Source organism: Mesorhizobium sp. B2-5-3 (assembly GCF_006441005.1).
Taxonomy (GTDB): domain Bacteria; phylum Pseudomonadota; class Alphaproteobacteria; order Rhizobiales; family Rhizobiaceae; genus Mesorhizobium.
In genome coordinates this window covers 549,389-561,337 of sequence record NZ_VFUS01000002.1, presented here as the reverse complement: position 1 = coordinate 561,337, position 11,949 = coordinate 549,389, and the positions used below count along the sequence as shown (strand labels likewise).

The following is an 11,949-nucleotide window of genomic DNA, read 5'->3' as shown; positions in this document are numbered from 1 at the left end:
GGGTGGGGGCAAGGGTGGAAGCAAGGGGTCAAGTCGTGACGGTGCGATGGAGATCGAAACCGGGCTGATACCCAGTTCAGTCAACGCAACAAACCCTACGCAGGTAAGATCTTTCAAAATTTTCGAAGGCAAGGGATGTCGCCGCGACTACGCACGGTTTTGCCCGACGAAACCGATGGGTAAATGCGACCTTGAAAGCCAGATCGAACGGCTTTCACCTGCGTGCAGAGATTTCGTCGAGAAGCATCGGTGAAGTTGCGTGGCTATTATGCTAATGTAGCTATCTCTCATTCGATGCGTCAGTCTGACGATAGGTCCTCAGCTGACCGTCTGTCGAGCATGGCCGCGGGAAATAAACATCCCTGGCCGGAGCCGGTTGCGGGGCCTGTAGCTGGAGGGCCGTCGACGGGCCATGAGGAGAAAAAGGGCGAGAAACCGGGATCGCGACGCAAATCCTATGTCCGACAATCGGAACATTGCCGCTGCGATCGAGGCTTGCTACGACGCCGCGTTCGAGTTTAGGCAGTGGCCCGCAGCGCTTCAAATGCTGGCCCACTCCCTGGGAGCCACAAGTTGCGTTATCCGCACCTGCGATCCAACTCACCCGTTTCGTAGCGATCAGCGATCGCCGACCGCGCTCAGACCCGATTCGACCGAACATGCCGAATTCGCCGCCCTTTGGATCGAAAGAATCGAAGGTGCTCCCGATCCGCATGAACGTAGACCGCGCAAGAGGTTGGCAAAACTGACAGACAGCTTCGTTGTCGAGGATGAGATCACCACTCGTGATGAGCGCGAGGTTCTCCCTTATTACCAAGAAATCGCGCGTCCAGGCGACCGGGAATGGTGGGCTGCAATAGACTTCATGGTGAAGGATCGAAGGTGGATGCTCTCGATGTTTCGTGACGCTCATAAGGGGCCATTCTACCGGAATGAAGCCGAGGATTTCTTGGCGATCGTTCCGTCGATGGTTCGCATCATCAGTGCTGCGGAAAAGGTTTGGGAAACGGCAGTCGAACCGAACCTGGCCATTCTGGATCGGATGGGAAGCGCAGCGCTGTTGCTGAATTGCCGAGGCCGCGTCACCCGCTACAATAAACACGCGGAAGCTCTGCTTGGTACTGGCCTCGTTATCCACGGTGGTCGTCTCCGGGCGGCAGATCGGCCCAGTGATTCACGCTTGCAGAAATTGATCGCAGGCGTGGTCAGCCAATGCGGCGACTTGAGCGACGGGGAGCCCGTTTTGATTGCTCGCGAGGGTTCGCCATGGCTTCTTGCTGAAGCCATTCCGATGACCTCGTTCGTCCATGACCTCTTTAACGGCGGAGACGCGCTCCTCTATTTTACCGATCTTGTGGCCGAACCGGCGCTACCCAAGCAACTGATAAGGCACGCCTTTCAACTAACAGCAGCCGAAACGCGGCTGGCCTGCCGCCTTGCCGATGGCCGAGGTATCGGCGCGGCAAGCTCTGCCCTGGGAATTGGCCGTGAAACCGCCAGAACCCAGCTCCGTGCAATATTCTCGAAAACAAGCACCGGAAGTCAGGCGGAACTCGCGAAGCTCTTGTCCCGATACCAAGGGTCCTCCACGCATTGAAGTCGCGGTGTCACCCGTTCGGGTGAAGCCCTGACGGTCCAAGGGTTGCACTCTGCGCTGAATCGGGGCCGTGGCACTTCACAACAACAGGCGCCGGTCTCGATCCGATACGTCTCAAGCGGGGCGGGCGGTCAGACGATATTTGGTTTTTGCAACGGCGCGTGCCTGAACCTCTGGTGTCCGACTAGTGCCTTCGGGCCGAAGAGGTGAGCAGAAAACATCGCGTCCGCTATTACATTAGCAGTAGGAAATATATTGCCAAACGGCGGCGCGAGGCGGATCATCAACGCCCGCACCTCCGATCGAGAATTGGAAAGACAGGGCTGATCGGAGCTTGCCGATCGTACCGAACGCCAGGAGGTTCAGATGAAACTGCGTGCTTGCCTGCCAAGTGCAGGATGGACAGCTATTGCCTTAATGAGTTTCGGCACAGGTGCTGCCATTGCTTACGCCGCGGACAGTCCGTTGCAGTCGCAGCTTGCGGCGCCAAGAGTATCGTTGCCGGGGGAACTCGACATCACACACTGCGTCGCTCTGGCCGCTGCCGGCCAATCACTGGCCCCGCAAGACTTGAAGGCCTACGAGGAGGCCCAGCCGCCATTGTGGGATGACCTGGGCTCCCTGAGCTATCCGATCAGCACAAAGAGCGCCGATGCCCAAAAATACTTTGACCAGGGGCTGCGGTTCGCCACCAACTTCAATCACGCGGAGGCGCGACGCGCCTTCCGCAAGGCACAAAGCCTCGATCCCGACTGTGCGATGTGCTTCCTCGGCGAGGCACTGGTCCTGGGCCCGAACATCAACGTGCCGATGGATCCCACCGCAAATGCACCAGCGATCACTGCTCTTCGAAAGGCGCAGGCGCTTTCATCCGGTGCCACCGAGAAGGAGCGGGGACTGATCGAGGCGGTCGCCACGCGGTATTCCGAAGATCCCAAGGCCGATCGAAACACCCTGAACGCCGCCTTCGCCGATGCAACTGCGGCGCTTTCCGACAAATATCCTGACGATCTCGAGCTCGCTGTGCTGGCCGCAGAGGCCGGCATGGACACGCAGCCCTGGGACTATTGGCAGCCGGGCGGCAAGGAACCCAAGGGCCGCACCGCCGACATCCAGAGGCGGCTGGAAGGCGTTCTCGCCAGGAAGCCCGACAATCCGATGGCTATTCACCTCTACATTCATCTTGTTGAGGCCTCGGATCGTCCGGAGCGCGCCGAGCCCTACGCGGACCGGCTAGCAGCGCTGATGCCGGGGGCCGGACACATCGTCCATATGCCGAGCCACATCTACTATCGCGTCGGCCGCTACACGGATTCGCTGAAGTCCAACGAAGCTGCCTCGAAAGTGGACGAGACCTATCTCGCCGAAACCGGCGCTACCGGTGTCTATCCGCTCGGCTACTATTCCCACAACGTGCACTTCGTATTGGTTTCGGCCCAGCTCCTCGGTGACTCGAAGACGGTGCTTGCAGAGGCTGAGAAGCTGGACAAGTTTCTGACTAACGAGGTGGCCACGGCAATACCGATCGTGCAGCCGGTGAAGGCAGCTCCGTATTTCGCCTGGGCGCAATATGCCGAACCCGATGCGATCCTGGCTAAGGCCGAGCCGGCCGGCGCGCCGCCTTACATCACATCGATGTGGCACTATGCGCGCGGCGTCGCCCTGGCCGAGAAGAAGGACGCCTCGGGCGCGCGAGTCGAGGCGGACGCCATCCACAAGATCGCTCAGGAAACCGACTGGTCGGTGCACGATGCCTGGGGAATCCCGGCATTGTCGGTCCTGCAAGTGGCCGAAGATGTCGTACGTGCCCGCGCTGCGCAGGCCGAGAATGACGTCGGCGGCTCGATAGCCTTCTGGAAGAAAGCGGTCGAAACGGAGGACACGATCCCCTACATGGAGCCTCCGTACTGGTATTATCCCGTGCGGCAGTCCCTCGGTGCCGCCCTCCTCAAGAACGGTCAGCCGGCGGACGCGGCGAAGGAGTTTGTGGCGGCGCTCCACCGCGCACGCAGCAGCGCCTGGGCACAGTTCGGGCTGCAGCAGGCGGCGGAGGCCCAAGGCGATACTGCCGCCGCAACGAAAGCCGCGGACGAACTTTCCAAAGCCTGGAAGGGCGATCCGGGCATGCTGACGCTGGAACGGCTCTGAACCTCATCCCGGACGGGACCGCTGCGGTCCGTCGACCGGGCTCCAACCAATCAACCAATTTCCGATTTGTCGGAACGTCTGCAAGCGCTTTTCTGACGTTATTCGAACGGTAGAAATCCGCATGCAGGTTCCGTACAGATGACCGATGCGACCCCGGTGATCGGCTCTGGTTTCAGTCCGATTCAGGTCCGACAGTATCCGGCTTAAGCAGCAAAACGTGGTGATCCCGACAGGAATCGAACCTGTGACCTACAGATTAGGAATCTGCCGCTCTATCCTACTGAGCTACGGGACCACGCGGCCCGACACATAGCCGCTTCCGATCGTTTCGCCAAGGGGCGGGCCGAACACAATCGGCCGGCCCCTGCCGCCGCCAGGCCTCAGGCGGCGAGCGCGGTTTCGGCCAGCTTCACCCAGTAGCTCATGCCGTGCGGGATGGCCTCGTCGTTGAAGTCATAGGCCGGGTTGTGAAGGCCGGCGGTGTCGCCATTGCCAATGAAAATGAAGGCGCCGGGCCTGGCTTCCAGCATGTAGGAGAAGTCCTCGCCGCCCATCACCGGCTGGATGCCGCGGTGGACATGAGCGTCGCCGGCGACGTTTGCCGCGACGTCGCTGGCAAAAACCGTCTCTTCCGCATGGTTGAAGGTTACGGGGTAGTTCGCCTGGTAATCGACCTCGATCTTCGCGCCGAAGGCCGTGGCCAATCCGTCGCAGATGGCACGAATGCGCTCTTCCGACTTCTTGGCGATTTCCTTGCGCAAGGTGCGCACCGTGCCTGCGATCTCCGCCGATTCCGGGATGATGTTGTAGGCGTCGCCGGCATGGAATTTGGTCACCGACACCACCACGGCTTCAACCGGGTCGGTGCTGCGCGAGGCGATCGTCTGCAGGGCGCCGACCAACTGGCTGGTGATGACGATCGGGTCGATCGTGCCGTGCGGCATCGCCGCATGGCCGCCGCGGCCTTTCACGGTGATGGTGAATTCCGCGGTCGCCGCCATGATCGCGCCCGGCCGGATGGCGAACTGGCCGACCGGCAGGCCCGGCATGTTGTGCATGCCGAACACTTTCGCGATGTCGAAACGCTCCATCATGCCGTCCTTGACCATCTCGTTGCCGCCGCCGCCGCCTTCTTCGGCCGGCTGGAAGATGACCGCCACCGAACCGGCGAAGTTGCGGGTCTCGGCGAGATATTTCGCCGCACCCAAAAGCATCGCCGTATGGCCGTCATGGCCGCAGGCATGCATCTTGCCGGGAACGGTCGAGGCATAGGGCTTGCCGGTGATCTCGTTAAGCGGCAGCGCGTCCATGTCGGCGCGCAGGCCGATAGTGGCGCCTTCGCCCTGGCGGCCGCGAATGATGCCCACGACGCCGGTCTTGCCCAGCCCCGTCACCACATCGTCGCAGCCGAAGGCCTTCAGCTTCTCGGTGACGAAGGCGGCTGTCTTGAAGACGTCGAAATTCAGTTCCGGGGTCTGGTGCAGATGTCGTCGCCAGCCGGCAACCTCGTCCTGCATTTCGGCGGCACGGTTCAGGATTGGCATGATAGTTCCATCTCGCTGTTGGGGCAGGTCCGCTGCCTTGCAATTGTGATCGTCAGGCACTTTGCCATGTTGACGTCACATAGAGTAAATAGCACCGCAACAATGCGGTCCGTTTTTGAGGGCGGACTCATTTTGCTGGCGATCGCGTAAATCTTACGGAGCCAGGGGCGACTACGGCAAGAGGCGATTTCGGATTCGATCATGCGGCACAGGCATTTCCTCAAACTATTCTGCGCGGGCGCCGTGGCGTTCTCGGCGCTGGCCGGGCCGGCGCTGGCCAATCCGGTCGTGCTGTTCGACCTGAACAGCGGCAAGATCCTCCAGCATCAGGACGCGTTCAAGCGCTGGTACCCGGCATCGCTGAGCAAGCTGATGACGGCCTATGTGACCTTCCGGGCGATCGCGGCCGGCGAGGTCCGGCTCGATTCGCCGATCAAGGTAACGAAACATTCCGCCGCCGAGCCGCCGAGCAAGATGGGCTTCAAGCCAGGCTCGGTGATGCGGCTCGACAATGCGCTGAAGATGATGCTGGTCAAGTCGGCAAACGATATCGCCATGGCCGTCGGCGAGAATGTCGGGGGATCGCAGGCAGCCTTTGCCGAGCGCATGAACGCCGAGGCGGTCCGGCTCGGCATGAATGGAACGCATTTCGTCAATCCGAACGGGCTTTATTCGCCGGACCAGTACACCACAGCGCGCGACCTGGCCGTGCTGGTGACGGCGATCCGCCGCGAGTTTCCGCAATATGCGCCGTGGTTTTCGATCGAGGGGCTTGCGGTCGGCAAGAAGGCGATCCCCAACTACAACCTGTTGATCGGTCGCTATCCCGGGGCCGATGGCATGAAGACGGGCTTCGTCTGCCCCTCCGGCTTCAACATGATCGGTTCGGCGACCCGCAACGGCCGCACGCTGGTGGCGGTGGTGCTCGGCGAGAAGTCGGCGATCACCCGTGCCGAGGCCGCGGCCAAACTGCTCGACCAGGGTTTCGATACGCCTGCCGCCGGCTCAGCCACGATCGCCACGCTGGCGCCCTACGGCGACACCATCTCGCCCAACGACATGCGTGACGAGATCTGCAAGAAGAAGGCGCCGGCGGAGCAGTCCGAGGCGCCGCCCGTCGTCGCCAAGAACGTGCCGAAATCGCCCTACCAGGAAAAGCTCGACCATGTGCCGACGCTGGTTGCCGTCGGGCTTGGCGGCGCGACCGGCCCGACCCCGCTGGCCATGCTCGCCCAGGGCAGCCAGGAATATGCCGACGTGCCTATTCCGACCTGGCGGCCGGACAGACCGGCGCCCGGCGCCGGCCCGACGGTGGCGGGCTCGGCTGCCCAGGGCGACCAACCCGTCAAGGTTGCGAACTAGGCAATGAGTGGTTTTCCCATCCCTGTTTCCGTGCTGACCGGTTTTCTCGGCGCCGGCAAGACGACGCTGCTCAACCGGCTCCTGAAGGACCCGGCGCTGGCCGACACGGCCGTCATCATCAACGAATATGGCGAAGTGGCGATCGATCATCTGCTGGTGGAACAGGCGTCCGACGGCATCATCCAGCTTTCGGACGGCTGCCTTTGCTGCACGGTACGCGGCGAACTGGTCGACACGCTGGCCGATCTGGTCGACCGGCTGCAGACCGGCCGCATCGCCCGCCTTGCCCGCGTCATTGTCGAGACCACCGGCCTTGCCGATCCGGCACCGGTGCTGCAATCGATCATGGCGCATCCGGCACTGGTCCAGGCTTTCCGGCTCGACGGCGTCATCACCTTGGTCGACGCGGTCAACGGCGATGCCACGCTCGACGCCCATGTCGAGGCGGTCAAGCAGGTCGCCGTCGCCGACCGCATCGTGCTCTCCAAAACCGACCTGGTCGCTGGTCCGGATGGACTGGAAGCGCTGCGGACGCGGCTGCGGCAGATCAATCCGGGCGCCGAACTGCTGGCTGTCGACGATGCGAAAAGGAGCGTCGCGGCGCTGTTCGACTGCGGCCTCTACAACCCGGCGACCAAATCAGCCGATGTGCGGCGCTGGCTCGGCGAAGAAGCGATGCATAACCATGATCATCATGATCATGACGGGCATGACCACGGGCATGACCACGGGCACGGCCACGACCACGGGCACCGGCATGATCAGCGCATTCGCACCCACTCCCTGGTGCATGACGGCCCGGTGCCGTTCTCGGTCATCGAGATGTTCCTCGATCTTTTGCGCTCCACGCATGGCGAGCGCCTGCTGCGCATGAAGGGCGTCATCGAACTCGAGGAAGATCCGTCGCGGCCGCTGGTGGTGCATGGCGTGCAGAAAATCCTGCATCCGCCGGCTCGATTGCCGTCCTGGCCGGACGGCCAGCGCGGCACCCGGCTGGTGCTGATCACGCTCGACATGCCCGAAGACTATGTAAGGCGACTGTTTGCCGCCTTCACCAACCGGCCCTCGATCGACACGCCCGACCGCGCGGCGCTGGAGAACAATCCCCTGGCGATCGCGGGACGCTGACCTTTACGACAGCTATTCGCCGCGCTCGACCAGGAAGCGGTGACCGCCTGATATGGCGGATGTCTCTACGAGATGATGACCAGAGTCGGCGCAGAACGCCGGAATGTCGATAACGGCGAGCGGATCGGTCGTTTCCAGCCAGAGCCGGCTGCCGGGGCGCATCCCGGCCAGCCGCTTCTTCGCCTTCAGCACCGGCAAAGGGCAGTTCAGCCCCTTCAGATCGTAGACGGTGACGTCGGTCACGGCGAAAAATGTCAGCCGCCGAACATGCCGAGCAGCTTGTTCTTCAGCCTCGTCACGCGGCTCTCGTCGGCACTTGCGGCCTGCGTTTCGGCCGGCGGTGCGGGCTCGGCCGGCGCTTCGATCGTCGCGGTGGCAACAGGGGCTTCCTTGGCGGTCTTGGCCGCTTCCTTTTCGGCCAGCGCCTGCGCCTTGGCGGCTTCCTTTTCGGCCAGCGCCTGCGCCCTGGCGGCTTCCTTTTCGGCCAGCGCTTGCGCCTTGGCTTGCTTGGCAGCTTCTATCGCGGCCAGCCGCTGCTCCTCGGCTTTTTGCTTCGCGGCCTTTTCGGCATCGAGCGCGGCCATCTTGCGGCCGGCGGGCGAATCGATGCGGCCCATGCGCGCCGTCTCGGTGACCGAGCCGTCCGAGTTGAGCGATGGCGGGTCGATCGGCACGCGCTCGCCGCGTGCACGGCGCTTGGACCAGTCGGAGACGATGCTGGCTTCCTTGATGCCGGCGATGGTGGGCTTGGGCGCCGGCGTGCTTGCCTTGAGGGCGCCGTTGAACGCAGCCTCATACGTGCTCTGATAAGCACTGTAGGCGCTTTTCAGCGAATCCGGCTGCGTGGACGCAGGGCAGGGGCCGGTCGGATTGAATGTGGTGCCTTCGGGAGCCACCTGGTTGAAGACGTAGCGCTTCTCGCAAACGTCGACTTTCGGCGGTACCTTGGTGATCTCGAAATTGTCGTAGCCGACCTTCAGCATCTTCCAGAATTCGTAATTCGGATCGTTGCGGTAGCGCGCCATGTTGGCGGCGGTCATGCGGAACGGGAAGGCCTGGATCTGGAACTCGGTCTGGCCGCCCTGGAAGGCATCGCGGCCGAACGCATAGATCTGCTCGATCTGGGCATCGGTCATCGAATAGCAGCCCGAAGACGAGCAGGCGCCGTGCACCATCAGGTTGGAGCCGGTGCGGCCGTTGGCGCGGTCATAGGCGTTGGGATAGCCGATGTTGAAGGACAGATGATAGTTCGAGCGCGGGTTCATCTGCGCCGGACGCACCGTATAAAAACCTTCCGGCGCCTGGCGGTCGCCCTCGGTGTATTTCGGCCCGAGCTTGCCCGACCATTTGCAGATATCGTAGCTGGCGACCATGTCGTAGCGGCCGTTGGTCTTGGCCTTCCAGATTTCGAGCTTGCCCTCTTCCTTGAAGATGCGCGCCATCACCGAGGAGGTGCGCACCATGCCCTTGGCCCTCATGTCGGCCAGGATCTTGTCGGGCAGGGGCTTGTTGGCCTCCGGGGCAAAATCCTTCATCGACGAATCATTGCAGCCGGCGACGGCTATCGCGGTGATGAGAATTCCGGTGCGGGCAAGCTTGGCAAACATGGATAAGGCTACGTCTTCTCTTTCGGGCCAATGGCTTCGAAACGGCCGAGCCCGCATGCTGAACACAGACGGACCGTAAGCCCGTTAACCTTGAAAATTCCTTACCGCAAGCCTCGGCCACCCCTCACGGCAATTCCATTGAACCGAATCCGGCGGCATTTTTGTGGCGAAATTGCTCATCGCCGCCACATTGCCGTGGAGCGTTGCCGTGGAGGCGGCTTGCGGCGGCCCGGTTGAGCCGCCAAATCGTGGTCAGAGGCTGCGGCCCATTGCCAGATACTTCTCGCGGCGCTGCTCGCGAAAATCCATGTTGGCGCCGGCAAAATCCTTCATCGTCTTGGCGATGAGATCGCCCGTCGCGGCAATCACCGTTTCGGGTGCGCGCTGGGCGCCGCCGATCGGTTCGGGAATGATGGCGTCGATGATCTTCAGTTCCAGAAGGTCCTGGGCGGTGATCTTCATGTTGGTCGCCGCGTCCTTGGAGCGCGTCGTGTCGCGCCACAGGATGGAGGCCGCGCCCTCGGGCGAGATCACCGAATAGATGGCATGTTCCAGCATGTAGACGCGGTTGGCGGTGGCGATGGCAATGGCGCCGCCCGAACCGCCTTCACCGATGACAACCGAAATCGATGGCACCTTGAGCGCAAGGCAGGCCGAGGTCGAACGGGCAATGGCTTCGGCCTGGCCGCGCTCCTCGGCGCCGACGCCGGGATAGGCGCCGGCCGTGTCGACCAATGTCAGCAGCGGGATCTTGAAGCGGTCGGCAAGCTCCATCAGCCGCACGGCCTTGCGATAGCCTTCGGGGCGCACCGAGCCGAAATTGTGCTTCAGCCGGCTCGCCGTGTCGGAGCCCTTCTCCTGGCCGAGGATCGCTACCGGTTCGCCGCGGAACCGGGCAAAGCCGCCGACGATCGCCTGGTCCTCGCCGAAATTGCGGTCGCCGGCGAGCGGCGTGAAATCGCTGAACAGGCCCTTGATGTAGTCGACGCAGTGCGGCCTGTCGGAATGGCGCGCCACCTGCACCTTCTGCCATGGGGTCAATGCCTTGTAGAGATCGCGCAGGGCATCGCGCGACCGCTTCTCGAGCCTGCTGATCTCGTCGGCGACATCGACCGCCTCGCCGTTCTCGGCAAGCTTCTTCAGTTCCAGGATCTTGAGTTCCAGATCCTGCACCGGCTTTTCGAAATCGAGGTAGTTGTACATGCTTGGGCGGACCGATACGTCGGAAGCAAAGACTGGCGGGACCCTGAAATCCGGGGCTCCGGGCGATGGAACGTCGCCCTCACATAGCGATATGAGGTCTAGTCGGCAAGCGGGTGATGATCGTTGACCAGCCGCACCAATCGCTCCTCCAGCACATGGGTATAGATCTGTGTCGTCGATATGTCGGCATGGCCAAGCAGTTGCTGGACGGCCCTGAGATCAGCCCCGTTCTGCAAGAGATGGCTGGCGAAAGCATGGCGAAGCACATGTGGCGAGACCTTGGCCGAGGCGATGCCGGCCCGGGCCGCCAGCCCCTTGAGGTCGCGAGCGAAGACCTGGCGCGAGAGGTAGCCGCTGTCCGACGCGGCAGGAAACAGGAACGGGCTGTCAGCGAAAGCGGGCACCTTGGCCCGGGCGGCGAGCCAGGCTCGCATCGCCGCGCGCGCCTTGGCCGACAGCGGCACCATGCGCTCCTTGTCGCCCTTGCCGCGCACCATGAAGAAGCGATCGTCGCGTTGCGCCACCGTCACCGGCAAGCCGACCAGTTCCGAAACGCGCAGGCCCGTGGCATAAAGCACTTCGACCAGCGCATGCAGGCGCAGCGCCGCCAGCCTGTCGCTCTCGCCAAGCCCGGCATCGCCGGCCTCCTGCGCGGCGCGGTCGATCAGCCGGCCGGTGTCGGCCTCGCTCATGGTCTTCGGCAGCGGGCGGCCTTTTTTCGGGCTGTCCAGCGTGCCGGTCGGGTCGTCGCCGCGCAGGCCCTCGGCGTAGAGGAATTTGAAGAACTGGCGGATCGCCGACAGTTTGCGTGCCTGCGATGTCGGGGCGAAGCCGCGTGCGGCGATGTCGTCGAGATAGACGCGGATGTCCGCGGCGCCGGCGCCGGCAAGACCGCCAGGGATTTCCTGCGAAGCGTCATCGAGGTCGCGGCGATAGGAGGAAAGCGTGTTTTCGGCGGCACCCCGCTCGGCGCTCATCATCTCCAGAAAGGCTTCGATGCGGGCGGCGCTGTTCATTTCCTGAAGTTTTTCTTCGGGCTCAGTTTTTCTTTGGGTTCAGCTTTTCCGGAGGGATGCGCACGCTCATTTCCGCCTTTTTCGGCTCGACGAACATCACCAACGCGAACATCGTACCATAGGCGATGCCCGCCAGAATCGCTGTTATCACGACAAGGCGAAACAGTGTCGGCATCAATCTTCGCCCGTCTTCTTGTTCTGCGTTTCCAAACCCTGTGCCCTTATGGGACGCCAATCCGGCCAATTCAAGCGAGAAGCTGAAGCGCGCCGGCAACTTCCAACGCAGCCGGTTGCTCGCCCGCGGGAGGCCAGCCTGCCTCAGTGCGCTTGACGCAACCGGGCTT

Annotated in this window: 11 protein-coding genes and 1 tRNA gene; 5 read left to right on the top strand and 7 right to left on the bottom strand. The window is 62.7% G+C overall.

The window, feature by feature from the left end; all coding sequences use genetic code 11:
- From FJ867_RS28885 to FJ867_RS07365, 3 genes are all read left to right on the top strand, one after another.
- Nucleotides 1–253 (top strand): hypothetical protein (locus FJ867_RS28885; protein WP_210240564.1); only part of this gene is annotated, 253 nt, incomplete at its 5' end.
- Between the two features lie 204 nt (nucleotides 254–457).
- Entirely contained in the window at nucleotides 458–1,597 is a 1,140-nt protein-coding gene (locus FJ867_RS07370; RefSeq protein ID WP_140625667.1) for a helix-turn-helix transcriptional regulator, read from the top strand.
- A gap of 366 nt (nucleotides 1,598–1,963) precedes the next feature.
- A complete protein-coding gene (locus tag FJ867_RS07365) occupies nucleotides 1,964–3,745 on the top strand; it encodes a hypothetical protein (RefSeq protein WP_140816943.1) in 1,782 nt (593 codons plus the stop codon).
- Between the two features lie 218 nt (nucleotides 3,746–3,963).
- Here FJ867_RS07365 and FJ867_RS07360 read toward each other — a convergent pair.
- Together FJ867_RS07360 and FJ867_RS07355 are read right to left on the bottom strand one after the other, a co-directional pair.
- Nucleotides 3,964–4,040: transfer RNA gene (locus FJ867_RS07360), tRNA-Arg, on the bottom strand.
- Between the two features lie 85 nt (nucleotides 4,041–4,125).
- On the bottom strand, nucleotides 4,126–5,289 hold the full coding sequence (locus tag FJ867_RS07355; protein WP_140500746.1) for a M20 aminoacylase family protein: 1,164 nt from the start codon (nucleotides 5,287–5,289) through the stop codon (nucleotides 4,126–4,128).
- Between the two features lie 201 nt (nucleotides 5,290–5,490).
- Here FJ867_RS07355 and FJ867_RS07350 point away from each other — a divergent pair, with 201 nt between their 5' ends.
- Together FJ867_RS07350 and FJ867_RS07345 are read left to right on the top strand one after the other, a co-directional pair.
- On the top strand, nucleotides 5,491–6,651 hold the full coding sequence (locus FJ867_RS07350) for a D-alanyl-D-alanine carboxypeptidase family protein (RefSeq protein WP_140500747.1): 1,161 nt from the start codon (nucleotides 5,491–5,493) through the stop codon (nucleotides 6,649–6,651).
- A gap of 3 nt (nucleotides 6,652–6,654) precedes the next feature.
- Complete coding sequence (locus FJ867_RS07345; RefSeq protein ID WP_140816941.1) at nucleotides 6,655–7,779, top strand: GTP-binding protein; 1,125 nt, start codon at nucleotides 6,655–6,657, stop codon at nucleotides 7,777–7,779.
- A gap of 12 nt (nucleotides 7,780–7,791) precedes the next feature.
- Here FJ867_RS07345 and FJ867_RS07340 read toward each other — a convergent pair whose 3' ends face one another.
- The 5 genes from FJ867_RS07340 to FJ867_RS07320 all read right to left on the bottom strand — a co-directional run bounded on the left by FJ867_RS07340 (nucleotide 7,792) and on the right by FJ867_RS07320 (nucleotide 11,780).
- A complete protein-coding gene (locus FJ867_RS07340; protein ID WP_181168327.1) occupies nucleotides 7,792–8,022 on the bottom strand; it encodes a sulfurtransferase TusA family protein in 231 nt (76 codons plus the stop codon).
- Nucleotides 8,023–8,033: 11 nt separating this feature from the next.
- The gene (locus FJ867_RS07335; protein ID WP_140816939.1) at nucleotides 8,034–9,386 is read right to left on the bottom strand and encodes a murein L,D-transpeptidase family protein; all 1,353 of its coding nucleotides are present in this window, start codon (nucleotides 9,384–9,386) and stop codon (nucleotides 8,034–8,036) included.
- Nucleotides 9,387–9,638: 252 nt separating this feature from the next.
- A complete protein-coding gene (locus FJ867_RS07330; RefSeq protein WP_140525771.1) occupies nucleotides 9,639–10,589 on the bottom strand; it encodes an acetyl-CoA carboxylase carboxyltransferase subunit alpha in 951 nt (316 codons plus the stop codon).
- A gap of 98 nt (nucleotides 10,590–10,687) precedes the next feature.
- Nucleotides 10,688–11,605, bottom strand: coding sequence for a site-specific tyrosine recombinase XerD (locus tag FJ867_RS07325; protein WP_140816937.1), 918 nt, complete (start codon nucleotides 11,603–11,605; stop codon nucleotides 10,688–10,690).
- A 22-nt stretch (nucleotides 11,606–11,627) separates the two neighbouring features.
- On the bottom strand, nucleotides 11,628–11,780 hold the full coding sequence (locus FJ867_RS07320) for a histidine kinase (RefSeq protein ID WP_140500853.1): 153 nt from the start codon (nucleotides 11,778–11,780) through the stop codon (nucleotides 11,628–11,630).
- Nucleotides 11,781–11,949 lie beyond the last annotated feature (169 nt).